At 69.5% G+C, this 26,398-nt stretch carries 24 protein-coding genes; 13 read left to right on the top strand and 11 right to left on the bottom strand.

What is annotated here, in order from left to right; translation table 11 throughout:
• Nucleotides 1-243 precede the first annotated feature (243 nt).
• From dctP to eutC, 7 genes are all read left to right on the top strand, one after another.
• Nucleotides 244-1,209 (top strand): TRAP transporter substrate-binding protein DctP, encoded by a 966-nt coding sequence (dctP, locus tag DXK32_RS03315; protein ID WP_162801051.1) that lies wholly within the window; start codon nucleotides 244-246, stop codon nucleotides 1,207-1,209.
• Nucleotides 1,210-1,269: 60 nt separating this feature from the next.
• The gene (locus DXK32_RS03310) at nucleotides 1,270-1,722 is read left to right on the top strand and encodes a TRAP transporter small permease (RefSeq protein ID WP_162801050.1); all 453 of its coding nucleotides are present in this window, start codon (nucleotides 1,270-1,272) and stop codon (nucleotides 1,720-1,722) included.
• 103 nt (nucleotides 1,723-1,825) lie between these two features.
• Nucleotides 1,826-3,115, top strand: coding sequence for a TRAP transporter large permease (locus DXK32_RS03305; RefSeq protein WP_114857235.1), 1,290 nt, complete (start codon nucleotides 1,826-1,828; stop codon nucleotides 3,113-3,115).
• A 68-nt stretch (nucleotides 3,116-3,183) separates the two neighbouring features.
• Entirely contained in the window at nucleotides 3,184-4,167 is a 984-nt protein-coding gene (locus tag DXK32_RS03300; RefSeq protein ID WP_114857219.1) for a dipeptidase, read from the top strand.
• 47 nt (nucleotides 4,168-4,214) lie between these two features.
• On the top strand, nucleotides 4,215-5,456 hold the full coding sequence (locus DXK32_RS03295; RefSeq protein ID WP_114857218.1) for an NAD(P)/FAD-dependent oxidoreductase: 1,242 nt from the start codon (nucleotides 4,215-4,217) through the stop codon (nucleotides 5,454-5,456).
• Nucleotides 5,457-5,485: 29 nt separating this feature from the next.
• Nucleotides 5,486-6,889 (top strand): ethanolamine ammonia-lyase subunit EutB, encoded by a 1,404-nt coding sequence (locus DXK32_RS03290; RefSeq protein ID WP_114857217.1) that lies wholly within the window; start codon nucleotides 5,486-5,488, stop codon nucleotides 6,887-6,889.
• Entirely contained in the window at nucleotides 6,886-7,683 is a 798-nt protein-coding gene (eutC, locus tag DXK32_RS03285) for an ethanolamine ammonia-lyase subunit EutC (RefSeq protein ID WP_114857216.1), read from the top strand. Before DXK32_RS03290 ends, eutC begins: the two co-directional genes overlap by 4 nt.
• A gap of 91 nt (nucleotides 7,684-7,774) precedes the next feature.
• Here the strand turns inward: eutC and DXK32_RS03280 are convergent, their stop codons facing one another.
• The 4 genes from DXK32_RS03280 to DXK32_RS03265 all read right to left on the bottom strand — a co-directional run bounded on the left by DXK32_RS03280 (nucleotide 7,775) and on the right by DXK32_RS03265 (nucleotide 12,254).
• Nucleotides 7,775-8,575, bottom strand: a complete 801-nt coding sequence (locus DXK32_RS03280) for a hypothetical protein (protein WP_114857215.1) — start codon at nucleotides 8,573-8,575, stop codon at nucleotides 7,775-7,777.
• A complete protein-coding gene (locus DXK32_RS03275; RefSeq protein ID WP_162801049.1) occupies nucleotides 8,572-10,344 on the bottom strand; it encodes a hypothetical protein in 1,773 nt (590 codons plus the stop codon). The genes DXK32_RS03280 and DXK32_RS03275 overlap by 4 nt, the downstream gene beginning before the upstream one ends.
• The gene (locus tag DXK32_RS03270) at nucleotides 10,334-10,672 is read right to left on the bottom strand and encodes a hypothetical protein (RefSeq protein ID WP_162801048.1); all 339 of its coding nucleotides are present in this window, start codon (nucleotides 10,670-10,672) and stop codon (nucleotides 10,334-10,336) included. The genes DXK32_RS03275 and DXK32_RS03270 overlap by 11 nt, the downstream gene beginning before the upstream one ends.
• 493 nt (nucleotides 10,673-11,165) lie before the next feature.
• Nucleotides 11,166-12,254, bottom strand: coding sequence for a LacI family DNA-binding transcriptional regulator (locus DXK32_RS03265; protein ID WP_114857212.1), 1,089 nt, complete (start codon nucleotides 12,252-12,254; stop codon nucleotides 11,166-11,168).
• 205 nt (nucleotides 12,255-12,459) lie between these two features.
• On the opposite strand from DXK32_RS03265, the gene DXK32_RS03260 reads away from it, so the two are divergent.
• The 6 genes from DXK32_RS03260 to DXK32_RS03230 all read left to right on the top strand — a co-directional run bounded on the left by DXK32_RS03260 (nucleotide 12,460) and on the right by DXK32_RS03230 (nucleotide 20,736).
• Nucleotides 12,460-14,304: a glycoside hydrolase family 2 protein gene (locus DXK32_RS03260; protein WP_162801047.1), complete on the top strand. Its 1,845-nt coding sequence runs from the start codon at nucleotides 12,460-12,462 to the stop codon at nucleotides 14,302-14,304.
• A gap of 14 nt (nucleotides 14,305-14,318) precedes the next feature.
• Nucleotides 14,319-15,314 (top strand): TRAP transporter substrate-binding protein, encoded by a 996-nt coding sequence (locus DXK32_RS03255; RefSeq protein WP_114857210.1) that lies wholly within the window; start codon nucleotides 14,319-14,321, stop codon nucleotides 15,312-15,314.
• Nucleotides 15,315-15,355: 41 nt separating this feature from the next.
• A complete protein-coding gene (locus DXK32_RS03250; RefSeq protein WP_114857209.1) occupies nucleotides 15,356-15,865 on the top strand; it encodes a TRAP transporter small permease in 510 nt (169 codons plus the stop codon).
• A gap of 147 nt (nucleotides 15,866-16,012) precedes the next feature.
• Nucleotides 16,013-17,314 (top strand): TRAP transporter large permease, encoded by a 1,302-nt coding sequence (locus DXK32_RS03245; protein WP_114857208.1) that lies wholly within the window; start codon nucleotides 16,013-16,015, stop codon nucleotides 17,312-17,314.
• Between the two features lie 81 nt (nucleotides 17,315-17,395).
• The gene (locus DXK32_RS03240) at nucleotides 17,396-19,774 is read left to right on the top strand and encodes a TIM-barrel domain-containing protein (RefSeq protein WP_162801046.1); all 2,379 of its coding nucleotides are present in this window, start codon (nucleotides 17,396-17,398) and stop codon (nucleotides 19,772-19,774) included.
• 290 nt (nucleotides 19,775-20,064) lie between these two features.
• Nucleotides 20,065-20,736, top strand: a complete 672-nt coding sequence (locus DXK32_RS03230; protein ID WP_014199023.1) for a TerC family protein — start codon at nucleotides 20,065-20,067, stop codon at nucleotides 20,734-20,736.
• Nucleotides 20,737-20,820: 84 nt separating this feature from the next.
• On the opposite strand, the gene DXK32_RS03225 is transcribed toward DXK32_RS03230, so the two are convergent.
• Genes DXK32_RS03225 through DXK32_RS03195 form a run of 7 tightly spaced genes read right to left on the bottom strand, consistent with a single transcriptional unit; the run spans nucleotide 20,821 to nucleotide 26,397 of the window.
• Nucleotides 20,821-21,168 carry a RidA family protein gene (locus DXK32_RS03225; protein WP_114857205.1) on the bottom strand — a complete coding sequence of 116 codons (348 nt, stop codon included), beginning with the start codon at nucleotides 21,166-21,168 and terminating at the stop codon, nucleotides 20,821-20,823.
• A gap of 42 nt (nucleotides 21,169-21,210) precedes the next feature.
• Complete coding sequence (locus DXK32_RS03220) at nucleotides 21,211-21,990, bottom strand: transporter substrate-binding domain-containing protein (protein ID WP_114857204.1); 780 nt, start codon at nucleotides 21,988-21,990, stop codon at nucleotides 21,211-21,213.
• Between the two features lie 35 nt (nucleotides 21,991-22,025).
• On the bottom strand, nucleotides 22,026-22,388 hold the full coding sequence (locus tag DXK32_RS03215) for a RidA family protein (RefSeq protein WP_114857203.1): 363 nt from the start codon (nucleotides 22,386-22,388) through the stop codon (nucleotides 22,026-22,028).
• Nucleotides 22,389-22,426: 38 nt separating this feature from the next.
• Nucleotides 22,427-23,554, bottom strand: coding sequence for an NAD(P)/FAD-dependent oxidoreductase (locus DXK32_RS03210; protein WP_114857202.1), 1,128 nt, complete (start codon nucleotides 23,552-23,554; stop codon nucleotides 22,427-22,429).
• Between the two features lie 17 nt (nucleotides 23,555-23,571).
• On the bottom strand, nucleotides 23,572-24,990 hold the full coding sequence (locus tag DXK32_RS03205) for an NAD(P)/FAD-dependent oxidoreductase (RefSeq protein WP_247876949.1): 1,419 nt from the start codon (nucleotides 24,988-24,990) through the stop codon (nucleotides 23,572-23,574).
• On the bottom strand, nucleotides 24,987-25,283 hold the full coding sequence (locus DXK32_RS03200; protein ID WP_114857201.1) for a (2Fe-2S)-binding protein: 297 nt from the start codon (nucleotides 25,281-25,283) through the stop codon (nucleotides 24,987-24,989). The genes DXK32_RS03205 and DXK32_RS03200 overlap by 4 nt, the downstream gene beginning before the upstream one ends.
• Complete coding sequence (locus DXK32_RS03195; protein WP_114857234.1) at nucleotides 25,264-26,397, bottom strand: NAD(P)/FAD-dependent oxidoreductase; 1,134 nt, start codon at nucleotides 26,395-26,397, stop codon at nucleotides 25,264-25,266. Before DXK32_RS03195 ends, DXK32_RS03200 begins: the two co-directional genes overlap by 20 nt.
• Nucleotide 26,398 lies beyond the last annotated feature (1 nt).

Raw genomic sequence — 26,398 nt, 5'->3', positions numbered from 1 at the left:
CGTCCCCGGCCGCCTGGGGCGCAGGGGCGTCGACCTTTGGGCGTCACCATACATTGCCGGATGCGTACGCTTCAAGTGTATGGCGGTAGGCGCAATTTTTCGTAATACGGACGTTGACTGTATGGCGTACAGTATGACAGGCTTGCATACGGCTGCAGGACAGCCGCTCCCATCGGATGCTCATCGAGGAGGGTTGATATGCGTCTCTGCAAATCGGCATGCACTGCGCTTCTGGCGGCTGGCATGGCCTTGTCCGCCCTGCCGGCCGCGGCGGAAACCACCCTCCGGCTGCACTCGGTCTGGGTCGAAAGCCGTCCCGTCGCCGAGTACCTGACTTACTTCTCGAAGAAGGTGGAGGAACACTCCAAGGGCGATCTGAAGGTCCAGGTGTTCCACGGCGGGTCGCTGGGCATCAAGGACGCCGACATCCTGCGCGTCCTGCCGTCGGGCGCGGTGGACATGTCGGCGCTCTATCCCGAATATGTGGCGCGCGACGAGCCGGAACTGGCCGTGGCCTACGTCCAGGGCTCCATCGAGGCGGTGGACGACCAGCTCAAGGCCGTGCCGGCCATCCAGGCCATCTACGCGCCCGTGTTCGAGAAATGGGGCATCACCACGCTGGGCGCCGTGCAGGTCCCCGAACGCAGCGTCCATGTCTTCTGCAAGACTCCGGTCCGCAGCCTGGAGGACCTGAAGTCCAAGAAGATCCGCGTCTGGGGCCGCCATCAGGTCGAAACCTTCAAGAGGTTGGGCATCGCCGCGCAGATCATCGGGCAGAACGACATGTACGTCGCCCTGCAGACCGGCGTCGTCGATTGCGCCACATACATGGGCAGCATCGCCACCACCATCTCGCTCCAGGAGGTGACGCCCTACGCCGCCTATCTCCAGCCGCACGCCGGGGTGCCGATCAACCTGCTGATCTCGACCAAGCGCTTCCAGGCCCTGGCGCCCGCCCAGCAGGAGGCGCTGCGCGCCGCCGCCGCCGATGTGCTGGCCTACACCAACGAGGAGTTCACCAAGGGCGAGCGGGAGGAAGCCGGGCTGAAGAAGCTGGCCGACGCCGGCGGCAAGATGCTGGAGCCCTTTTCCGACGCCGACCAAGCGGCCTTCATCACGGCCGCGCGCGCGACGTGGAAGGAGATGTCGGAACAGGTCGGGCCGAAGGCCGTCGCCAACATGAACGCCATCCTCGACGCCGTGAAGTAGCCGGTGGGCACGCCGCCGGCCGCGCGGCGGCGTGCCATGCACGGACAAGAGGGGGATGGCATGGACAATTCCATATCGACATTGCTGAAGAACATCGGAGCCGGCATCATCGCCTGCTTCATCGCGCTGGTGATCGTGGCGACGCTCAATCGCTATGTCCTCGGCGTCCCGCTGGATTTCTCCGATGAGTTCGTCGGACTGCTGTTCGCGACCTCCAGCTTCATCTCGATCGTCACCTCCGACCTCGACCGTGAACACATCACGGTGCAGATCGTGACCAGCCGGCTGCCCGCCCCCTTGCAGCGCCTCTGCCGGCTGGCCGGCGACGTGGCGACGATCCTGTTCTTCGTCATCATTCTGGTCGAAGGCTACAAGTTCGCCGCCTTCTCCTGGCAGATCTCCGCCCGCTCCGAGAACGCCGCCCTGCCGGTGGCCCCCTGGATGTTCGGCATCCCGGTGATGGCGCTGTCGATGATCCTCCTGCGCGTCCTGCGCCTGCTGGGGCGCGCCTGAGCCGCGGCCCCACCTGCGCCCGAGCGGGCGGCATCAAGGGTTTGGGCATCGAGGGTTTGGGCATCGAGGGTTTGGCCCGCTTTAAAAATTTGGAGTGAGCAACATGGTATGGCTCGTCATGGGCGTGAGTCTGGCCGTCATGCTCCTCGCCGGGTTTCCCATCGGCGTGGCGCTGGGGCTGACCGGCTTCCTCATCCTGGAACTGTTCGTCGGCGGCGCCCTGCAACTGGGCATCACCGCCGGCTGGAACGCCTTCAACAGCTTCACCCTCAGCGCGGTCCCCGCCTTCATCGTGCTGGGCGAGGTCCTGCTCGCCAGCGGGCTCGGCGCCCGCATCTATTCGGGAGTGTCGCCGCTGTTCCGGCGCGTGCCCGGCGGCCTGATGCACACCAACGTGGCGGTCGGCACGCTGTTCGGCGCGGTCAGCGGCACCAGCCTCGCCACCGCCGCCGCCGTCGGGTCGGTCGCCTATCCGCAGCTCATCAAGCGCGGCTATCCGGCGAAGAGCGTGGTCGGCATTCTTGCCGCCTCGGGCACGCTGGGGATCATCATCCCGCCCAGCCTGATCCTGATCATCTACGGCGCCACCATGGACGTGTCGATCGGCAAGCTGTTCCTGGCCGGCCTGATCCCCGGCTTCCTGCTGGCGGCGCTGTTCATGGGGCTGGTCGCCGTCCGCGCCCGCCTGTCCCCCGGCTGGCTGCCCGACGACCGCGAGGCGGTGTCGCTGGCGGTGATCCTGCGGTCGCTGGTCGATCTCTGGCCGCTGGCCATCCTGATGTTCGCCGTGCTGGGGACCATCTACATGGGCATCGCCACCCCGACCGAGGCGGCGTCGCTGGGGGTGGTCGCGGCCATCGCGCTCGGCTTCACGGTCGGCGAGCTGACCATGAAGGGGCTGCTGCACGCGCTGATCGCGGCGGTGCGCGGCTTCGGCGCCATCGCGCTGATCTTCCTGGGCGCGTCCATCCTGTCGCAGGCCATCAGCATCCTGGGGTTGCCGGCCCAACTCGCCCAGACCATGGGCGCCATGGCCATCGGCAAGTACGAGTTGCTGCTCGGCATTGTCGTCCTCTACCTGATCCTGGGCTGCCTGTTCGACGGCATCTCGATCATGCTGATGACCCTGCCGCTGACCTTTCCGCTGATGATGAACGTCGGTTTCGACCCGGTCTGGTACGGCATCGTCGTCACCATCCTGATCGAGATCGGGATGATCACCCCGCCGGTCGGCATCAACCTGTTCGTCCTGGTGTCACTGACCAAGGGCGCGGTCAACATCACCGAGGCGGCGTGGGAGGCCATCCCCTACTGGCTGCTGATGCTGGTGTCCATCGCGCTCTTCACCCTCTTCCCCGGCATCGTCACCGGCCTGCCGAACCTCTTCTACTGACCCCTTTCCCGCGACGCGGCGCGCCCCGGCGCGCGCGCCTCTCCCCTGCAATCACCATCGAGGCCATCATGCCTGACAGCATCGCCGACGTCCGTCACGAGGATCTGATCGTCACCGACTCCCTCCTCGTCTGCAACTTCGACCGCGAGATCTTCGAGGCGATGCGGACGGCGGGAATCACCGCCGCCAACTGCACCTGCAGCGTCTGGGAAGGCTTTCAGGACACCATGAAGAACGTGGGCCATTGGAAGCGCCTGTTCCGCGAGCACGGCGACATCATCACCCAGATCCACAGCGTCGAGGACATCCGCCAGGCCAAGGCGGACGGCAAGGTCGGCATCATCCTGGGCTGGCAGAACACGTCGGGCATCGACGACAACATCGACTATCTCGAACTCTACGCCGAGTTGGGCGTGAAGATCATCCAGCTCACCTACAACACCCAGAATCTCGTTGGGGCCGGCTGCTACGAGGGCAAGGACGCGGGGCTGACCGGTTTCGGGCGCGACGTGGTGGCGGAGATGAACCGGCTGGGCATCCTGGTCGATTTGTCCCACGTCTCGGAACGGACGGCGACCGAAGCCATCGAGGCGTCGGTGAAGCCGGTGGCCTACACCCACTGCTGCCCGCGCGCCCTGAAGGACCATCCGCGCAACAAGTCCGACGAGACCCTGCGCAGCGTGGCGCAGCGCGGCGGCTATGTCGGCGTCACCATCTTCCCGCCCTTCCTGCCCAAGGGCACGGATTCCACCATCGACGACTTCATCGACGTGGTCGAGCACATGGTCGGCGTCTGCGGCGAGGAGCATGTCGGCATCGGCACCGACATGTCGCAGGGCCAGCCCTGGTCCTTCCAGGAATGGGTGATGCACGACAAGGGCAACGGGCGCCGTCTGACCACCTTCGGCGAGCTGGTCTTCCCCAAGGGCATCGAGCGGATCGAGGATTATCCCAACCTGACCGCCGCCATGGTCCGCAAGGGCTGGTCGTCCGGCAAGATCGAGCGGGTCATGGGCGGCAACTGGCTTCGCCTGCTGCGCGACGTCTGGTGACCCGCCGCTCCCTTTCCCCCGATCCACGCTGAAGGAGCGCACCCGCCATGGCCACAGTCGCCGTCATCGGCGCCGGTTTCGTCGGTCTGTCCTCGGCCTACTGGCTGATGCGGGACGGGCATTCCGTCACGCTGTTCGACCCCGCGGGCCCGGCGGGCGGCGCCTCCTACGGCAACGCCGGGACCTTCGCCAACTACGCCTGCATCCCGGTCAACAACCCGTCGGTCTTCCGGGATTTCCACCGCTACCTGCTGGCCGCCGACAGCCCCTTCCGGCTGCGCGCCTCCTACCTGCCGCGGCTCATGCCCTGGCTGGCGCGCTTCCTCTGGCATTCCACCCCGACCCGCTACGAGGCGGCGGTGGCCGCGCTCGGGCAGCTCCTCGGCCGCGCCCACGAGGGCTACGCCGACCTGATCCGCGACGCCGGGCTGGAGGACCATATCCGCCGCCGCGAATGCCTGTACCTCTACTCCAGCGAGCGGTCCTTCCGAAACAGCGCGGCCTCCCTGAGGCTGCGCCGCGAGGCCGGCGTCGCCTGCGAGGTCCTGGACGCCGCGGCCATCCGGGAACTGGAGCCGGCGCTGGCGCCGATCTTCGCCCAGGGCGTGCTGTTCCCCGGAAGCTGGCATCTGAGCGACCCGGCGGGGTTCCTCGCCGCTCTGCACGGCTGGCTGGACGGGCGCGGCCTGCGGACCGAGGCCCGCGCCGTCACAAGGCTGGCGCCCGGCGGTTCCGGCGTCGTCCTCGTCACGCCGGACGGCGACGAGTGTTTCGACCATGCCGTGGTGGCGGCCGGCATCCACTCCCGGCCGCTGGCCGCCGATTGCGGCGACCGTCTGCCGCTGGACACCGAGCGCGGCTATCACGTCACCTTCGGCGGGGTGATCGATCCCATCGGGCGGCCCTGCGGCTGGGCCGAGCGCGGGCTCTACATGACCCCCATGGCCCAGGGGCTGAGGGTGGCCGGCACGGTGGAGCTGGCCGGGCTCGATCCCCGCAAGGCGTCCGGCCTGACCGGGCTGCTGGCGCGCTCGGCCCGCGAGGCCCTGCCCGCCCTGAAGGAACCGGGCGTCCGCCAGACCGACGACTGGCTGGGCTTCCGCCCGACCTTTCCCGACGGGCTGCCGGTGCTCGGCCGGTCGCGGGCCAGCGAGCGGGTGGTCTACGCCTTCGGCCACCAGCATGTCGGGCTGACCCTCGGCGGGTTGAGCGGCATGCTGGTGGCGGATCTGCTGGCCGGCCGCCAGCCGCCGTTCGACCTGACGGCGGTCGATCCCCGGCGCTTCTGAACCTCCTCCCCCCATGCCGGAGAGACCGTATGGCATACAGCAGCGCGCTCGGCGGCACCCGCTGGCGCTTCCCCCATCTGCGCGACGTGCTGGCCAAGGCGTCGCCCGCCCGCTCAGGCGACGAGTTGGCCGGGCTGGCCGCCGGAAGCGCGCTGGAGCGCCACGCCGCCCAGCGCGTTCTGGCGGACATTCCGTTGGGCGACTTCCTGACCACCGACCTCGTGCCCTACGAGGAGGACGAGGTCACCCGCCTGATCCACGACCGGCGGGACGCCGCGGCCCTCGCTCCCGTCGCGTCGCTGACCGTCGGGGAGTTCCGGGACTGGCTGCTGTCCGACGCCGCCGGCCGCGACGGCCTGGCCGCTCTGGCCGCCGGCCTGACGCCGGAGATGGTGGCGGGCGTGTCCAAGATCATGCGGGCGCAGGACCTGATGGCGGTGGCGGCCAAATGCGAGAATCCCGTGGCCTTCCGCAACAGCCTGGGGCTGGCCGGGCGGCTGTCCACGCGGCTGCAGCCCAACCACCCGACCGACGACAGCCGCGGCATCGCCGCCAGCCTGCTCGACGGGCTGCTGATGGGCAGCGGCGACGCGGTGCTCGGTGTCAACCCGGTCACCGACAGTGTGGAGGACTACGGCCGCATCGTCCGTCTTTTGGACGAGCTGCGCGTCCGGCTGGACATCCCGACACAGACCTGCTGTCTCGGCCACGTCACCACGGCCATCCGCGCGATCGAGGGCGGGGCGCCGGTGGACCTCGTGTTCCAGTCCATCGCCGGATCGGAGAAGGCCAACCGCGGCTTCGGCGTTTCCCTGGCCGTGCTGCGCGAGGCGCAGGAGGCCGCGCTGTCTTTGAAACGCGGCACGGTCGGCGACCATGCGATGTATTTCGAGACGGGCCAGGGGGCCGCCCTGTCCGCCGACGCCCATCACGGCGTCGACCAGCAGACCATGGAAACCCGCGCCTACGCCGTCGCCCGCGCCTTCCGGCCGCTTCTGGTCAACACGGTGGTCGGCTTCATCGGCCCCGAATACCTCTACGACGGCAAGCAGATCATCCGCGCCGGGCTGGAGGACCATTTCTGCGGCAAGCTGCTGGGTCTGCCGATGGGCTGCGACGTCTGCTACACCAACCACGCCGAGGCCGACCAGGACGACATGGACACGCTGTTCGCGGTGCTGACCCTGGCGGGGGTCACCTTCGTCATCACGGTGCCCGGCTCCGACGACGTCATGCTGAACTACCAGAGCCTGTCGCACCACGACGCCCTGACGGTCCGCCGCCTGACCGGACGCCCGCCGGCCCCGGAGTTCGAGGACTGGGCGCGCCGGGTCGGGCTGCTGGACGACCGGAACGTCTGGCGCCCCGCCCCGATGGGAGCGCCGCTTCTGGAGGCGGTCCGGTCGCTCGCCGCGCTGGAGGCCCCGCGATGACCGGGCGCGACGACGACAAGACGCCGAGCCTTGTCCCGGCTCCAGGGGACATCCATCCGCTGCGCCGTTTCACCGACGCGCGGGTGGCGCTGGGCCGGACCGGCACCTCTCTGCCCACGCGGGCTCATCTGGATTTCCTGTACGACCACGCCCGTGCCCGCGACGCCGTGTGGGCCACCCCCGATCTGGAGGCGCTGCACCGCCGGCTGGAATCCGGCGGGATGCCGTCCGTCCGGTTGCGCAGCGCCGCCGCCGACCGGGCCGTCTATCTGCGCCGCCCCGACCTGGGCCGCCGCCTCGCCGACGAGGACGCCGCCCGGCTGCGCGCGCTGGCGGGGACGAATGGCGCGGGAGGGGAGCGCCCCCGCGTGGGCATCGTGGTGGCCGACGGGTTGTCGGCCCTGGCGATCGACGCCAACGCCGCCCCGGTCGTCATCGGGCTCGGGCAGGCGTTGCGTGACCTGAGGCTGGAGCTGGCCCCGGTGGCGCTGGTGGAGCAAGGCAGGGTCGCCGTCGGCGACGCGGTTGGCGAGGCGTTGGGGCTGGCCCTGGTGATCGTGCTGATCGGCGAGCGCCCGGGGCTTTCGGCGGCCGACTCCCTCGGTTGTTACGTCACCTGGGCGCCGCGGGTGGGGACTCCGGACTCGGCCCGCAACTGCATCTCCAACATCCGGCTGGGCGGGCTGGCCCCGGAGCAGGCCGTCGCGCGGATCGCCGATCTGGTCCGGAGCGTGTGGCGGGCGCGGGTCAGCGGCGTCGCGCTCACCGCCGCCATCGGTCGGCGCCTTGCGTAGAGCAAGCCGGTGTCCACATCGCCAAGGGAGCGTGCCGAGCATCGCAGCGGGGCCGCCCAAGGCGCGGCATCTCATGGGAGCGTCCGACCGTCTAACGGACGACGGCGAGGCGGCCGTTGAGGCGGGCGAGGAACACCGGCAAAGTGAACGGCATGCCGTCGGCCAAGGGCTCGGTGCGCAGGGTCGGTTGCCAGTCCTTGTCGATGCACTCCAGCATGTGGCCGCCGGCGACCAGACGGAAATCGACGCGCGCCGGATCGAGCGGCTGCATCCGCCATTCCGGCTGCCGGGAGACACGGGCCATGAAGGTCTCGAACCCCTCAGCCCACGCGTTGGGTGGACGGGGGTAGGCGCGGGAGAGGTCGTAATAGGCCGGCGACAGCAGCATGGTCACGCCACGGCCGTCACCGGCCGCCATCGCCTGGTGAAGGCGGCGCAGCAGATCGCCGGTTTCGCTGGCTAGCTGGCGGTCGAGGGTCAGGACGGGGGCGTCCTGCCAGCCCCAGCGGCCGAACTGCGGACCGAGGTCGGCGCGGCGGGTCAGCAGGCGGGGCTGCGGCTCGGGCGTCTTCGGTTCCCAGCCCAGCTCCACCAGGGTGACGCCGCCCTCGCCGCCGACGAACTCGTCGGGGCGGTAGCGGGCAAGGCGGGCGGCGGCGAGCTTGCCGTCGGTCGGGGCCGGCATCGGATTGGCCAGCGCCGTGCTGGGCGTCGGGCCAGGCTCGACGATCATCGCCAGCTCGTTCACGCCGTCGAGCAGAAACTCGGAGACCGCGATTTCCAGATGGGGCATGCGCTCCGGATCGATGCGGCCAAGCGGAATGCGGTTGAGGTAGAGCTCGACGGTGCAGCCCTTGGCCACCACTTCGGCGTAGACGACGGACGCGGTCACGACGGCATGGTTCCTTTCCACAGGCTGGCTTCGGGGTAGATGACCTTGTCGAGCAGTTCGGTGCGCGATTTGTCCTTGGAGATGAAGTAGCAGAAGACCTTGGTCACGGCGCGTTTCGCCTCGCCCGTGATCTTCATATGCTCCTTCAAGCTGACCGACAATTCGCCTTCGAACGAGACTTGACCGGTGATGCCGAACTTGACCTCGACCAGTCTGGTGCCGAACAGACTCGCCTTGCCGGTGACGGCCAGTTCGGGCGCCGCACTCCCGGGGATGCGCACCGGGGACGGCGAATTGGTCGAGGTGGAGCGCTCGGACACGGTGGCTTTCACGGTGGCCGCCATCTGCAGGGTCAGCGAGATCATCAGAACGATCTCGTAGAGCTTTTCCGCCGCGAAGAAGTCGAGCAGGGCCGGCGAGGTGATGTCGACGCCGAAGCCGAGCTTGAGGTCGAGGCCGAGCACCAGCAGATCGACCGTCAGGCTGAAGTAGGATTCCACCGCGACCCAGCGCCCGCCGGTCGGTGCGTTGGCCGGGTGCCGGTTGCCCCAGGTGCAGTTGATGATGCCCTTCATCACCGCAACGTCAATGTCGAAGGTGAAGCCGACCTTCGGCATCCAGCTGTTGATCTCCTGGAGCGGCTTGACGACGTTCTCGTGGAAGTCGGTTGCGGCTTTGATCAGCGTGTTGAGGATCTTGGTTCCGTCGACTTCCACCCCGTTGCGCTTCAGCGACAGGACGGGGGTGACCTCCAATTCATGGCTGGGAGTGGTGGTGATTTTTCCCGTGTCGCTGGAGCCGGACGTGGTCGTGACGTCCTTGGTCTGATAAATGAGCCCGCCCTTGACAGTCCCAGTCTCCTCCTTCCATTCGTTGTATATCTGTCCGTTCTCGATCCCGCTTTTTTGGGAGTTGGACGTATAATTGTCCCCTTTTATCGTCGATGTGGACGATGTATTGGAGATGTTCTTGAATCCGTCCTTGTTGGTGGTGCTGGACGAGCTGGAGGAATTCTGGATCTGGCTCTTGATGTTGCCGAACGTCGAATTGGTGTAGGAGGATGACGTGCTGCTGGTGCCCGTCCCCAGAAATCTCTCCGTCTTGTATCCATAGTTCCACCGCTTGAAGGACGGTATGCTGAACGACAGGACATAGGTGTCCTTGTCGTAGACCCGCACCAGGCAGTTGAGCGCCGGGGCCGGACGACCGTTCCCGGTCACGCCGCAGGACTGGGCGGTGACGACCATCTCCTTGACGCTGGTGCCGAAGTGCCAATAAGGCGCCAGCCAGATGCCGGCGCCCAGGCCGTGCGCGTAGACTTTGACGGGGGTGGGTGTCTGCATCCGCCAACTGCGGCTTTCGGCAATATCCTCCTTGGCGGAGCCGGTGTAGGTGAGCAGTGCGTGCTCACCGTGCGGGCAGTTTCCCTCATACTTATAGCTGATGACCAGCACCGCCGGCGTGTCCGGGGGTTTCGCGGTGCGCGTCTGCGGATCGGCCAGCACTTCCAGAACGAGATCGTACACGGCCAACCGGTCGCGGACATGCCGGGGCGCGTCTGGATCCGGCTTGAACCCGGTCATCGGGGCGATACACCGCACAGACTTCTGCGAAGTGTCGTCGGTAACCCTGAGCGTGGTCAGGTTGCAAGGTATGGTGGTATTTTTTGCGCTGTGCTGACAGTCGGTTTCCGTCCCGTCGCTCTTTTTGCTTGTTGAGAATTGACTGGCATCCACCTTTTTAAGAAAAGTGAGCAGTTTAGTGGCCATGGGCTGGCTCCTGCACCGTCACGGCGGTCAGCCGTGTGCGGATCTGCAGCGCCTTCACCCCGCCCGGCATGTCCGGATCGGCCAGGATCGCCCCGATCCACGGATGCTCGGTCGAGTGCTCGAACCCCGGCCCCAGGCAGAGCCGGAACAGCACCAGCCAGAACACGTCGTGTTCCGTGGTCATGGCGCAGCGGTCGCCCAACGCCGCCGCCTCGGCGATCAGCGCCTGGAGGGACGCGTCGCTGTGGTCGGCGGCCAGATCGGGGAGGTCCGCACGAAGATGGGCAATCACCCGGCGGCTGTACGCGGCGCGAGCCGAAGATGCCAAAACCTCAATCTGCGCGGCACGTATGACCAACATACCACCATTCCGATAATTCTACCCGGATTTTCCAGACGACCCGGCCGCGCCCCTTAACCAATGGCAATATAAATGGATTGAATACCAACCTGAAGAGGAAACCATTCGATAGTAGCATCTTTTGCGGAGAAGTCTCCAAGCCAGTCTCCACGATCGGCTCGGTTGGCGCGGCACGGCCGGCCACCGTCAACACCGGTCACGACAGCCGTTTCACCAGGCCGTGCTTCTCCAGCCTCTCGACCGGGGCCGGGAAGTGGATCAGATCACCACGATGGCGCCCGCCCACGCTCGGCGCCAAGCCCCGGGACGACGCCTCCCGGGGCACGCTGGATGGGATCGGAGTGGCGGCTGACCCGGCCCTGACCAAGCGTATCCCAGCCGCCAATCCGTTCTGGAAACGGGGCCGCCTCACCCGGAACAATGGCTTCCCGGCGTCAGGGGCCGGCGTCAGGGGGCAGCGTCAGGGGCCGCGCGGCGGAACAGGCCCGGTCTCGCCCGGCAGGCGCCGGTTGCGGATGGTCAGCTGATGGGTCAGCAGAAGCGGGTCCGGCCGCTCCTCCCCGTCCCAGAGCCGGTGCAGCATGCCCACGATGGCCGGCCCGAAATGGTCGGACGGCACACGAACCGAGTTCAGCCAGTCGGCGATCCAGGGGTTGATCGGGTTGTCGTCGAATCCGAAGAAGGCCACGTCGCCCGGCACCGCCAGCCCGGCCTCCCGCGCGCGGCGATAGGCCCCGTAGGCCAGCAGGTCGCTCAGGCAGACGATCACCGGCGGGCGGTCCGCAAGCTCCAGCATCGTCCCCATGGCGTGGTAGCCGGCCACGATGTGATCCAGCCCCGGCCCGGTGGCGCAGGGAATGGCCGCCGTGTCCACCCCCGCCGCGGCCAGCCGGTCGAACAGGCCGAGCAGGCGCCAGTGACCGGCGGTGCGGTCCAGCGAGGCGTGCAGGACGCCGATGCGGCGCACCCCGCGTTCCAGGAGCCGGTCGGCGATCTCCGCCCCGGCCCCCGCGTTGTCGAGCCCGACATAGGGCGAGGACGGGTCGCCGGGGTCCGGGCGGTTCACGAAGACCAGCGTGTCGCCGGCGGCCCGCGCCTCGTCCAGCGCCGGGCTGTCCACCGCCCCCACCAGGATCATCGCGCGGACGAGCTGGGCGCGCATTTCGCGGATGTACTCGTCCTGCACGTCGGCGCGCTCGTGCGTGTCGCACAGCGACATCACCAGCCCCTCCCCGCGCAGCGACCATTCGATGGACGAGGCGATGGCGGCCATCGAGGGGTTGGCGAGATTCGCCGCCAGCACGCCGACGATGCGGCTCTCCCGGCGGCGCAGCGCCCGCCCGACGCTGCCGGGCCGATAGCCCAGCTCGCGGATCGCCGTCCGCACCCGCTCCGCCGTCTCCTCCGTCGCCTTGTTGGCGACGCCGTTGATGACGCGCGAGGCGGTGGCGACCGACACCCCGGCGCGGGCCGCCACCTGGGCGAGCGACGGGGCGAGCGACGCGCGCTCCGTGCGCGAGGCGCGCTTGCGGTCGGCTGGCGGGGGCATGGCACCTCGGTCTGCGCAAGAGGGTTGGCGGTGGGCGGCGGCGTGAAAACCGGTTGCGTAGAGATGCACGCCCGCCTATTGTTTCGGCAAGGGTAATCGATTTCCCTCGGTGGTGATATCGCTATCGACGCCGAGGGACGGACGAATGGCCCACCACGCCCCTCCACGAGGCGGGCGCGGAAAAAAGACGAGGGAGAGGACGCTCATGACAGCCGAAGGCGCCGACCGCGCCACGGTCGTTGACCCTTACGACCATCTTCATGACGAAGCTTACGCCGACGCCTTCGCCCGCGGGCGGGTGGACGCCGCGGCCCTGGTGACCGTCGCCGGGCGTGCCGTCGAGTCGCTGGACGGCGACTGGTGCTTCGCCATCGACCCCCACGACGAGGGGCTGCGCCAGGCATGGTACGCCGACGAGCCGGTGCCGGCCTCGGAGTGGACCGCCCCGCGCGATTACGACGACGGCGCGTGGCAGACCGCCCCGGTCCCCGCCTGCTGGAACATGCTGCGCCCGGAGTGGCGGCATTACGAGGGCGGCGTCTGGTACACGCGGACGCTGGACCACACACCCGGCGAGGCCGGGGAACGCACCGTCCTGCACATCGGCGCCGCCGCCTATGAGGCGCGCGTCTTCCTGAACGGTCAGTTCCTCGGCGCGCACCGCGGCGCCTCGACGCCCTTCTGCGTCGAGCTGACCGGGCATCTGCGCCCCGGCCCCAACCGTCTCCAGATCCAGGTCGACAACGCGCGCCGGACCGACCGGGTGCCGATGCGCCACACCGACTGGTTCAACTACGGCGGCCTCTACCGCTCCGTCGCCCTGCTGCGGCTGCCCGCGCTGTTCATCCGGGACTTCGGCGTGGCTCTGGTGCCGAGCAGCGGCTTCCGCCGCGTCGCCGTGGACGTCACCCTGTCCGACCCGGTGGACGGCACCGCCACCGTCGCCATCGACGGGCTGCTGCCGCCCTCCCCCATCCCCGTCACGGCCGGGCGCGGGCGGGTGGAGTTCGACCTCGCCCCGGAGCTGTGGTCTCCGGACTCGCCGCGCCTCTACGGCGTCACCCTGCGCTTCGGCAGCGATTGCGTGGCCGACCGCGTCGGTTTCCGTGAGATCGCCGTGGCGGGCGAGCGCATCCTCCTCAACGGGCGCGACATCACGCTGCGCGGCGTCTCGGTCCATGAGGACGACCTCACGCTCGGCAAGACCAGCGACGAGGCGGACATCCGTCGCCGCTACGCCGACGCCAAGGCGCTGGGCTGCAACTTCCTGCGGCTCGCCCACTACCCGCACGACCCGCGGGCGGCGGCCATCGCCGACGAGGTCGGGCTGATGCTGTGGTCGGAGATTCCCGTCTACTGGGCCATCGACTTCGCCAACCCCGACACCTACGAGGACGCCGCGAATCAGCTCGCCGAGCTGATCGCCCGCGACCGCAACCGGGCCAGCACGATCCTGTGGGGCGTCGGCAACGAGAACGCCGACACCGACGCCCGCCTGTCCTTCATGGCGCGGCTGGCCGCCCTGGCCCGCCAACTGGACCCGACGCGGCTGGTGACGGCGGCCTGCCTGATCGACCGCGAGCGCTTCGCCATCGCCGACCGGCTGGCCGACCATCTCGACGTGATCGGCCTCAACGAGTATTTCGGCTGGTACGAGCCCTCCTTCGACGGGCTGCGCCGGCTGCTCGCCAACTCCGCCCCCGGCAAGCCGGTGATCATCTCCGAATTCGGCGCCGACGCGGTGGCGGGCTTGCGCGGCGGCCCGCGCGACCTCTTCACCGAGGACTGCCAGGAGGCGGTCTACCGCGAGCAGCTCGCCATCCTCGCCACCGCCCCCTACGTGCGCGGGATGACCCCCTGGGTTCTCTACGACTTCCGCACCGAGCGGCGGCAGACCGCCTTCCAGCGCGGCTGGAACCGCAAGGGGCTGATCGCCGAGGACAAGACCACCCGCAAGCGCGCCTTCGCCGTCCTTGCGGACCATTACCGGGCGATGGCCGATGCCGACGCGCCCGCATCGCCGCGCACCGATTCAGCCAAATCACGATAACCGGAGGAACCGTCATGTTCGCGTTGAACCGTCGTCACGCCGCCCTTCTCGCCACCGCCGTCGCCGCCGTCATGGGCCTGACCCTCGTCGCCGGCCCGGCCGCCGCCAAGACCACGCTGCGCCTCGGCCATGGGCTGGCTAAGGGCCACCCGGTGGACGTCTCGCTGGACGAGTTCGCCAAGCTGGTGCGCGAGCGCAGCAAGGGCGAGCTGGACATCAAGGTGTTCCCCGCCGGCCAGCTCGGCCAGCAGCGCGAACTGATCGAGCAGATGCAGAACGGCGCGCTCGACCTCGTGCACGCCAACGCCTCGCCGCTCGCCGCCTTCGAGCCGAGCTTCGGCGTCTACGACATGCCCTTCCTGTTCCGCGACAACGACCATTTCTTCAAGGTGGTCGAGGGCGCGGTGGGCGACGAGGTCCTGGCCTCCAGCCGCGCCAAGGCCTTCGTCGGTCTCGCCTATTACGACAACGGCACGCGCAGCTTCTACGCCAACAAGCCGCTGGCCAAGCCGGAGGATCTGAAGGGCCTGAAGGTCCGCGTCCAGCCCGGACCGATCGCCACCCGCATGATCAACCTGCTGGGCGCCACCGCCACCCCGCTGGCCTGGGGCGAGGTCTACACGGCCCTGCAGTCCGGCGTCGTCGACGGGGCCGAGAACAACGTGACCGCCCTGACGCTGGCCCGCCACGGCGAGGTGATGAAGGTCTACACCCGCGACGAGCACACCCGCGTGCCCGACGTGGTGCTGGTCGCCACCGCGACGCTGGACCGCCTGAAGCCGGAGCAGCAGGAGCTTCTGCGCCAGGCCGCCCGCGACAGCGCCAAGGCCCACAACGCCCGCTGGGCGGCCGAGCTGGAGAAGGCCGAGGGCGAGGCGGCGAAGATGGGCGTGAAGTTCGTCGACGCCGACAAGGCCGCCTACCGTCAGGTGGTGCAGCCCATGTACGACGACCTGAAGGCCACCCCGGCGCTGGCCACCCTCGCCGACCGCATCCAGGCGGTCAAGTAAGACCCCGCCCGCCCGCCGCGTCGAAACAGAGGAGCGCCCCCATGCTGGCATCCATCCACCGCGCGCTCGACCGCCTCGTGCTCGCCATCACGATCCCGCTGACGGTCGCCATGCTGGGCTGCGTGGTGTGGCAGGTCGTCGCCCGCTACGCGCTCAACGTCTCGACGTCGGCGACGGACGAGATCGCCCGCTTCGCCTTCATCTGGGTCAGCCTGCTGGGCTCGGCCTATGTGCTGGGCAAGCGCGGCCACATCGCCATCACCGGGCTGGTGGACCTTCTGCCGGCCCGGCCGCGGTGCGGCGTCGAGATCGCCATCGCGGCGCTGGTCGCCCTGTTCACCGTGACGATCCTGTGCGGCGGCGGCTGGCTGCTGGTGGACAAGGCGCGCACGCTCGGCCAAGTCACGCCGGCGCTCCAGCTGCCGATGTGGATGGTCTACGCGGTGATCCCGCTGTCCGGCGTGCTGACCCTGATCTACATGGTCATCGCCCTGATGGAGAGCCTGCGCGAAGGGCCGGGCGTGACCAGCCACGCCGTCTCGCTCGACTGATACGGCTGGACAATGATCACTTCCATCATTTTCCAGCCGTGAAACCCGGCAGATCAATGCCTTGGCATTGATCGAGAGGGTCATGCCGGCGGCGCCTTCAGGTGCCGTCGGTATGACGCCCACCCCTTCCGTCGCGGAAACGCAGCCATGGACTTCTCCCCCGCCCTCGTCCTCAGCGCCGCCTTCGTCGCCTTTCTGGCCTTCGGCGTTCCCATCTCCTATGCCACCGGGCTCGCCTCGATCACGGCGCTGCTGACCATCATGCCGCCGCTGCCGGCGATCTCGGTGACGGCGCAGCGCATCGCCACCGGCCTGGACAGCTTCGCGCTGCTGGCGATCCCCTTCTTCTTCATGGCCGGCTCGATCATGAACCGGGGCGGCATCGCCCGCCGCCTGATCGACTGCGCCAAGGTCTTCGTCGGCTGGATGCCCGGACCGCTGGCGCAGATCACCATCCTCGCCAACATGATGTTCGGCTGCGTGTCGGGGTCGGCGGTGGCCGCCGCCTCGGCCATCGGCGGCACCATGCAGCCGGCCATGGACAAGGCCGGCTACGACCGCAGCTACACCGCGGCGGTCAACATCTCCTCCTGCATCACCGGCCTGCTGATCCCGCCGTCGGGCGCCTTCATCGTCTATTCGCTGGTGTCGGGCGGCACCTCCATCGCGGCGCTGTTCGTCGCCGGCTACCTGCCGGGCATCCTGCTCGGCCTGTCGGTGATGATCCCGGCCTGGATCATGGCGAAGAAGCGCGGCTACGCCCGCCTGCCCTCCCCGACCCTGTCCCAGTCCTCGCGCGCCATGCTGTCCGCCCTGCCCAGCCTGGGGCTGATCGTGGTGGTGATCGGCGGCATCGTCGGCGGCATCTTCACCGCGACCGAGGGATCGGCCATCGCCGTCGTCTACGCGCTCGCCCTGGCGCTCGCCTATCGGGAGCTGTCGCTGGACGACATCATGCAGATCCTGATCGACACCATCGTGGCGACGGCGGTGGTGGCGCTGATGGTCGGCACCTCCATGGCGATGGCCTACGTGATGTCGCTGGCCGAGATTCCGCAGATCATCGGCGACTGGGTGCAGTCGGTGTCCGGCAACTGGATCATCGCCCTGCTGCTGGTCAACATCGTGCTGCTGCTGATGGGCACCTTCCTCGACATCACGCCGGGCATCCTGATCTTCACGCCGATCTTCCTGCCGGTGCTGGTGGAGCTGGGGGTGGATCCGGTGCATTTCGGGGTGATCCTGGTGTTCAACCTGTCGCTCGGCATCGTCTCGCCGCCGACCGGCAGCGCCCTGTTCATCGGCTGCGCCGTGGCGCGCGTGTCGATCGAGCAGGTGATCCGGCCGCTGATCCCCCTCTTCGCCTGGAGCACGGCGGCGCTGCTGATCGTCACCTACGTGCCCGGCCTGTCGCTCTGGCTGCCCAGCCTGTTCGGCCTCATCAAGTAAGCGGGACTCAAGCCGGGTTCCGCCCCTGGGCCCCGGCTCCCCCTAAACCTCATGTCTCATGACGTCAGGAGTTCACGCGCCATGCGCACGCTGACCGGCGCCTCCCTCGTTGCGCCCGCTCCATCCCGCGACGGGGCGCAAGCCGGCCCCCGGGAAATCGCCTTCGACCTCGACCGCGGCTACCGCCTGACCCTGTTCCCGCTGGGGCCGGCGCTGGCGCGCGTCCTCATCGAGCGGCCCGCCGGGCTGCGCGCCCCGCGCACCTGGTCGCTGGCGCCCGAGCTGTCGGGCCAGACCGACCCCGCGCTGGCCGACCCCATCGACGGGCGCGACCGCCGCGACCTGACCGGCTTCCCCGGCACTCCGGCGGCGATCGAGGAAAGCGCCGACAGCGTCACGATCACCACCCCCGGCTGGCGCGTCGTCGTCCAGCGCGCGCCCCTGGCGCTGCGCTGGTACGAGCCGGCGGCGGAGGGCGACGGCTGGCGCCTCGTCCTGGCCGACCGGCCGACCCAACCCTACCTGTTCGACGACCGCTCCCCCCGCTTCGCCCACCATCTGGTCAGCCACGCCGGGGAGCGCTACCACGGCTTCGGCGACAAGAGCGGCGGCACCGACAAGCGCGGCCGGCGTCTCGCCATGGGGACGACCGACGCGCTCGGCTACGACGCCGAGACCAGCGACCCGCTCTACAAACACATCCCCTTCTGCCTCAGCGTGCGGCCGGAGCGCGGCGGGGCGGCGGTCGGCGTCTTCTACGACAACCTGTCGCGCGGCCTTTTCGATCTGGGCCAGACCATCGACGCCTACCACGGCGACTTCATCCGCTTCGAGGCGTCGGACGGCGACCTCGACTGCTACGTCCTGTTCGGGCCGAGCATCCCGCAGGTCGTGGCGAACTTCACCGCCCTGACCGGCCGCACCTCCTTCCGGCCGCGCTGGGCGATCAGCTATTCCGGGTCGACCATGCAGTACACCGACGCGCCGGACGCCGGGGTGCGGCTGCTGGGATTCCTCGACGCGCTGAAGGAGCACGGCCTGCCCTGCGGCTCGTTCCAGATGTCGTCCGGCTACACGATGATCGGCGACAAGCGCTACGTCTTCCACTGGAACCGCGACAAGTTCCCCGAGCCGGAGGCGGTCACCGCCAAGTTCGCCGAGGCCGGCGTCCATCTCGTCGCCAACATCAAGCCGGCGCTGCTCGACGACCATCCGAAATTCGCCGAGGTCCAGGGCTTCGGCGGCTTCGTGCGCGACAGCGACGCCCCGGACGCCCCGCAGATCACCCAGTTCTGGGGCGGCGACGGCGCCTATCTCGACTTCACCAACCCGGCGACCACGCGCTGGTGGATGGCGAACGTCACGAAGGAGCTGCTGGAGCGCGGCATCGGCTCGACCTGGAACGACAACAACGAGTTCGAGATCTGGGACGACGCGGCGGTCTGCGACGTCAACGGCCATGGCGGCACGATGGCGACTCTGCGCCCGGTGCAGACCCATCTGATGATCCGCGCCTCGCATCTGGCCCAGGTGGCGCACGCGCCGGACAAGCGCCCTTACCTGATCTCGCGCTCCGGCGGGCCGGGCCTCCAGCGCTATGTGCAGACCTGGTCGGGCGACAACCGGACGAGCTGGAAGACGCTGCGCTGGAACCTGCGCATGGGCCACGGCTTCAGCCTGTCGGGCCTGTTCGACTACGGCCACGACGTGGGCGGCTTCGCCGGTCCCCGTCCGGAGCCGGAACTGCTGATGCGCTGGATCGAGCAGGCGGTGTGGTGGCCGCGCTTCACCATCCATTCCTGGAACGACGACGGCAGCGTCACCGAGCCCTGGACCTACCCGGAGCTGCTGCCCCAGGTGAAGGCCGCGCTCGACTGGCGCGAGCGGCTGGTGCCGCTGCTCTACACGCTGCTGTGGCGGGCGCACCGCGACCATGAACCGGTGATGCGGCCGCTGTTCTACGACTTCCCCGACCAGCCCGAGGCCTACGGGGAGGAGGACAGCACCATGGTCGGCGACCGGCTGCTCGTCGCCCCGGTCCTCGACCCCGGCCGGACCGAGCTGGAGGTCTGGCTGCCGGCGGTGCCCGGCGGCTGGTACGATCTGCGCGACGGACAACGCTACGACGGCGGCGCGCGCGTCACCGTGGCGGCGCCGCTGGGCGTGGCCCCGGCCTTCGTCCGGGCGGGAACGCTGCTGCCGCTCGGCCCCGCCCCCTCCTGGGCGGAGGGTCCGTTGACCGTCCGCTGCTTCCCCGGACCGGAGGGCTACGCCCCGCTGACCCTGTTCGACGACGACGGGGAGAGCGTGTGCCGCGACGAGTTCGTCTGCCTGCTGACCGTCACCGGCACGGACGCGGCCTCGCTGTCGGTGAGCCGCAGCGGCGGCCGGGCGCCGCGCTGGACCTCCCTGTCCGTCGAGACGGCGGACGGCACGCCGGTCGGCAGCCTGCCTCTCTGACCGGGCCCCTCTGAACGGGCCAAACGGCACGCCCACGTCCAAGGGCGTGCCGTCCCACCCCGCACAGGATCGCATGGCCGCCCCGGCGAAAGCGAAGTGGTGGAGTCCGGCGTGTTGGTATAAAGACCGGCTTACCAGGCCGGGCCCCTCTGACAGTTCCCTGAACTGTGATGTCGGACTGGAGACATACAGAGTGGCCCCCGCCCGCCCCTGCCGGCAGCGTTTCCGCCGCGTGCCTGGTTCCGCCCGTGGGTGCTGCTCTCTTGCCCTATGCTAGAGGAAGGCACCGCATGACCGATCTGTTCACAGCCGAAGCGCTCGCCGCGCTGCTCCAAGTCATCGCCATCGACCTCGTCCTGGCCGGCGACAACGCCATCGTGGTCGGCATGGCCGCCGCGGCGGTGCCGCTGGCCCAGCGCCGCAAGGTCATCTTCTGGGGAATCGCCGCCGCCATGGGGCTGCGCGTGTTCTTCGCCCTCATCACCACCCAGCTCCTCGCCATCATCGGCCTGACCCTGGCGGGCGGCGTCCTGCTGCTGTGGGTGTGCTGGAAGATGTTCCGCGAGCTGCGCAGCCACGGCGCCGACGAGATCGCCCCCGACGAGGCGATGGACGCGCCCGACCCCTCGGGCACCGTCACCGCCGGCGTGGCGGGCAACGCCGCCGTCGCGGCGGCGGGGGCCACCACCTTCGGCGCTGCCATCTGGCAGATCGTGGTGGCGGACGTGTCGATGTCGCTCGACAACGTGCTGGCGGTGGCCGGTGCGGCCAAGGAACACCCGACCATCCTGGTGATCGGTCTGGTCCTGTCGGTCGTCCTGATGGGTGCCGCCGCCAACATGATCGCGCATGTGCTGCACAAGCACCGCTGGATCGGCTGGGTCGGCCTCGCCATCATCTCCTACGTCGCGCTCGACATGATCTGGCGCGGCAGCAACGAAGTCCTGCGCCACATGGCATAACGCCGAACACGGACGGGCTCGTTGACCGGGGGCGCCCGCCGCACCATGACGGTGCCGGGCGCCCCCGTTCGTTTCAGCGGATTGTTAAATGGCCGCCGTCACCACGACCTCGATCAGGATCGACGGGTCGCCCAGGTCGGCAACGCCGATGGTGGCGCGGGCCGGCAGGTCGTCGCCGTTCAGCCACTCCAGCCACGCGGCGTTCATGCCGTCCTTGGCCTTCATGTCGGTGATGAAGAGCTGGGCGGACAGCAGCTTCGTCTTGTCCGTGCCGGCCATGGCGAGCACGGCGTCGAGCTTTTTGCAGATCTGGGCGGTCTGCTCCCGCATGCCGACGCTGACGTCGTCGGCGATGATGCCGCCGAGGAAGGCGATGCCGTTGCTGACGACGACGCGGTGCATGATCTTGGTCTTCTCAACGCGCTTGATCACGAGAACTCTCCCGGTTTTGGTTGGTATCGGACGGGTTGTTGGTCAGGGGGTGACGGTGAAATCGACGTATTTGGCGGCGATGCGGGCCAGCGTGCCGTCCTGGACGACCGACGCGATGGCGGCGTCGAAGGCGGCCTTGATGTCCGCGTCCTCCTTGCGCAGGCCGACGCCCACGCCGGGGCCGAACACCTCGGCGTCGACCAGCGGCTTGCCGACGAGCTGGAGCGACTTCGAGGCGTCGGCCTTCACCCAGTCGGACGCGGTGGCGCCGGTGGTGATGGCGGCGTCGATGCGCCCGCTCTTCAGGTCGGCCAGCAGATTCGACGCGGTGTCGTAGTTCTTCAGCGAGACGGTCTTGCCGAAGTGCTTCTCGACGTAGCGGTAATGGGTGGTCGAGGTCTGGGCGCCGACCGACTTGCCGGCCAGGGTGGCCTCGGTTCCGTCGATGCCGCCGCCGGTGGCCGCCACGAAATAGGCCGGCACGACCATGTAGGGGACGGAGAAGGCGATGGCCTTCGCGCGCTCCGGCGTGATGTTCATGGTCGCCATGATCGCGTCGTAACGGCGCGACAGCAGGCCTGGGATGATGCCGTCCCAATCCTGGGCGACCAGGGTGCAGCGCCGCTTCATGCGCTCGCACAGCGCGTTGGCCAGCTCCACCTCCAGCCCGCCGAGCGTGCCGTCGGGGGCGGTCATGTTGAAGGGCGGGTAGGCGCCCTCCGTCGCGATGCGCAGCGGCGGGCCATCGGCACGCGCGTCCGAGAGGACGGCCGCCGCGAGGGCGCACAGGCTCATCGCCAGCCCGAGGGCCAGACGTTTCATAGTGAACTCCGGTTTGATGGGTCGGTGGAAGCCGGTCAGAGGGCAGCGATCACCTGGATCTCGACCAGCAGGTCGGGGTCGGCGAGCCTGGCCTCGACGGTCGCGCGGGCCGGGGCGTTGGCGCGGTCCACCCAGGCGTCCCAGGCCGCGTTCATCGCCGCGAAGCCGGCCATGTCGGCGAGATAGACGGTGGCGGTCAGCAGCCGGCTCTTGTCGGTGCCGGCGCGCTCCAGCAGGGCGTCGATCTGGCGCAGCACGTCGCGGGTCTGCGCCGTCACGTCGTGGGTCACGCCGCCCATGGCCTCGAAATCGGCGATCTGGCCGCACAGATAGACGGTGCCGTTATGAACGACCATCTCGCTCATCCGCGGGCCGCAATCGAAACGCTGAATCGTCAAAACGTGGGTCTCCTGAAAAGGCCGCTCCGCCGGAGCGGTCACGCGGCGGCCGCCGTATGGCGGAATCGCTGGATGCGGAAGGCGTCGATGGGCAGGTCGCTCGCCCCGCGGGTGATCAGGTCGGCGGTGATCCGCCCGACGATGGGGCCGAGCTGGAAGCCGTGGGCGGAGAAGCCGAAGGCGTGGAACACCCCCTCCTCGGTGCCGCTGGGGCCGATCACCGGGATGTCGTCGGGCATCCGCGCCTCGATCCCCGCCCAGGAGCGGACGATGGTGGCGCTGCGCATGATCGGGAAGAGGTCCCACACCGTGCGGGCGTTGGTGCTGACCTTGGCGAAGTCGAGGTCCGTCCGGTTCTCGTCGCGGTGGGCGCGGCCCAGCAACCCGCCGCCGATCAGCACGGTCCCGTTGGGGAACTGCTTGAAGGACAGGGTGCGGCCCGTCGCCCCGACCACCGGCTTCAGGAAGGGCGGCACGCGGGCGGTGATCATCAGCATGGGCGCGATGACCTCCAGCGGCACCGGCTCGCCGAGCTGGGCGGCCAGCCGGTCGGCCCAGGCCCCGGCGCAGTTGACCAGGACCGGCGCCTCGTGCGCCGCGCCATCCGCCGTCTCCACCCGCCAATTGCGGCCCGAGCGGGCGACCCGCGCCACCGCCGCCCCCTCGTGGAAGCGGGCGCCCAGGCTCTCCGCCTTGCGCTTGAAGGCGAAGGTCGTGCGATAGGGGATGGCCGCGCCGTCGCGGCGCGACACCAGGGCGCCGAGGCAATGCTCCGCGATGGCCGGGACGAGGCGGCGCAGCTCCGCCTGATCCACCACCTCCTCGTGCGTGAAGCCGAGCGCTGTCAGCTGGGCCGCCCGCTCCCGGCAGGAGTCCAGCTCCGCCTCGGTCTCCGCGACCTTGAGCTGGCCGTGGCTTTCGAAGCCGCAGTCGTCGTCCACGAGGTCGCGGATGCCGTGCCACAGCGCCATGGAGGCGACGGACAGCGGCACCTCCGCGGCGTGGCGGCCGAGCTGGCGCACCCCGCCGGCGTTCACGCCGGAGGCGTGGCGGCCGATGTGGTCCTTCTCCAGCACCAGCGCCCGGACCCCGCGCAGGGCGAGGTGCAGCGCGGTGGAGCAGCCGTGCAGGCCGCCCCCGACGATAATGACGTCCGGCTCCGACATGGCGTCCCCCTGCCCCGTCAGTGGTGCATCACGGCGGCCACCTCGTCCTCGGCCTTGGGCAGCGAGGCGAGTTCGGCCAGCGTGATCGGCTTCACCGGCGGGCGCAGCCGGTAGTAGCCGACCTCCGCCGGGGAGACGCCGCGGGCGTCGGCGATGACCTCGACCACGGTCGGGCCGCACAGCCGCCCCTGGCACGGCCCCATGCCGCAGCGCAGGAAGGACTTGGTCTGGTTCGGCCCGCTGACGCCCAGCTTCACGGCGTCGCGCACCTGCCCCGCCGTCACCTCCTCGCAGCGGCAGACGATGGTGTCGTCGGCGGGGACGCGGAAGTCCTTGCCCGGCCGGTAGAGCGCGTCGAGGAAGTCGCGGCCGCGCAGCGCCCGGTCCAGCGCCTCGCGGTGCGGGGCGGCGTCGCGGTCGCGGGTGGCGCGGTCGATGGCGCCCAGCCGGTGCAGGGCGTCCAGCGCCGTCAGCCGGCCGCGGTGCTCCGCCGCCAGCGCGCCGCCGATGCCGGCCCCGTCGCCGGCGATGGCGACTCCCTCCACCGACGTGGCGCCCCAGCCGTCGACGTCCGGCACCCAGCAGCGCTGCGCCTCGTCCCAGGACTGGGCGCAGCCGGTGGCGTTGGCGAGGTTGATGTTGGGGATCACCCCATGGTGCAGCAGGAGCGTGTCGGCCGGAAGGCGCTGCTCCGCCCCGTTCCCCTGCCGATAGACGACCGACTGGACGCGCCCGTCGCCCTCGGCGCGCAGGGCGGAGACGTTGCCGATCACCTTGACCTTGCGGCGGACCTCAAGCAGCAGCTTCAGCCCCTTGCCGACATAGCCGGAACGGGCGAAGGCCGGCAGGAGCGGCATGGCCTGCCGCCAGTTCTCCCGCGGCGTGGTGTCGAGGATCGCGTCGATGCGCGCGCCGGCCCGCAGATACTGCCAGGCGAGCAGCCAGAGCAGCGGCCCGCTGCCGGCCATGACCACGTTGCCCGAGGCGACGAGGCCGGAGGTCTTGAGCAGGATCTGCGCCGCCCCCGCCCCCATCACGCCCGGCAGCGTCCAGCCGGGGACCGGGAAGGGCCGCTCCAGCGCGCCGGTCGCCAGGATGACGTGCCGCGCCGGCAGGATGCGCGCAGCACCATCGCGCGACAGGCCGATGTCGAGCGTGCGCGAGACGCTCCACACCGCGGCGCCGGGCAGGTAATCGGCGCCGCTGTCGCGGAACGGCCCGACCAGATCGGCGCCGTGCCAGTAGTCGGTCCCGAGGACGTTGGGATTCCTCACCGGCGAGCGGGTGATGGCGCGGTAGATCTGGCCGCCGGGGGCCGCCTGCTCGTCCAGCAGGACGGTGGACAGGCCGCGCGTTGCGGCCAGCGTGGCGGCGGCAAGGCCGGCCGGGCCGGCGCCGATCACCGCCAGATCGTAACGAGGCTTCAGGTCGGTCACCGCTCGATCTCCCGCTTGCCGTTCTGGGTCTCCACCCGCATGCCGGGGTGGACGCGGATCTGGCAGCCCTGCTGGTTGCCGGTGCCGTCGATGGTCACCAGACAGTCGAAGCACACGCCCATCATGCAGTAGGGACCGCGCGGCGCGCCGGACACCGGGGTGGTCCGGCAGGCGCCGACACCGTTGGCGATCAGGGCGGCGGCGACGCTGTCGCCGGACAGCGCCTCGGCCGGTTGGCCGTCGATGGTGAAGGAGACGCGCTCTCCGCCCGCGTCAGGCAACCGCTGGAACATGGAACCTCCGGGCGCTGAAGGCCGAGAATTCGTCGGGCAGGGTGCCGGCGGCGATGTGCGTCGCCAGCGCCAGCGCATGGTTGGCGGCGAGCGTCACGCCGCTGTGGCAGGTGGCGACGAAGGCGCCGGGCATGGTGGTGGACTGCTCGTAGATCGGGAAGCCGTCCGGGGTCAGCACGCGCAGCGCCGCCCAGGTCCGCACCACGTTCAGCTTGCCGAGCAGCGGGAAGATGCGCAGCGCGCGGTCGGCGATGGTCGAGGTGACGCCGTTGCGCACGGTGGTGTCGAGCCCGACATCCTCGAAGCTGTCGCCGATCATCACCCCGCCCTCGTCGGTCTGGCGGATGAAGCCGACCGGGAAGTTCAGGAAGGGGGCGGTCTTCTCCGTCACGATGACGTGGCCGCGCTCCGGCCGCACCGGGGCGTCCAGCCCGACCATCGGGGCCAGCCGGCGGGCGTCGTGCCCGGCGGCGATGACCACCTTGCCCGAGCGGACCTCGTCCCCCGAGGCGGTGACCATGCGGAACCCGCCATCGCGCGGCTCGATCCGCTCCACCCGGTGATGCGGCAGGTAGGAGACCCCGGACAGGCTCATCCCGCTGTGCAGCGCGCGCAGCAGCTTCAGCGAGTTGCAATGGCCGTCGAGCGGGCAATAGCTCGCCCCGACCACGTCCTTGCCGATGAAGGGCATCTCCTTCGCCACGGCGGCGCGGTCCATCATCTCGTAGTCGTAGCGGACGACGTTCGGCTGGTTGTGCAGGCGGCGGAGCTGGCCGGCGCGCCGCTCCATCTCCTCCTCCGACAGCAGGGGCAGGAAGCCGCCCGGCCGGCGGTAGCACACGTCGATCCCGGTCTGCTCCTGAAGCCGCTCGGCGAAGCCGGTCCAGGTGTCGGAGGACATCTTGGTCCAGCCGGCGTATTCCGGCAGGCCCAGCCCCTTGCCCTGCACCCAGACCAGGGCGAAGTTGCCGCGCGACGGGCGGACGGCGACGTCCCCCTCGTCGAGGACGGCGACCGTCTGCCCCTGCTGGGCGAGGCCCCAGGCGATGGCCGACCCGACCAGCCCGCCGCCGATCACGGCGACGTCGCAGTCGGACCTCGTTCTCTCGGTCATG

Origin of the sequence: Azospirillum brasilense (assembly GCF_003349955.1) — a bacterium.
GTDB lineage: Bacteria > Pseudomonadota > Alphaproteobacteria > Azospirillales > Azospirillaceae > Azospirillum > Azospirillum brasilense_B.
The sequence above is the reverse complement of the archived record's forward strand: the minus strand, read 5'-3'. Positions and strand labels throughout refer to the sequence as shown.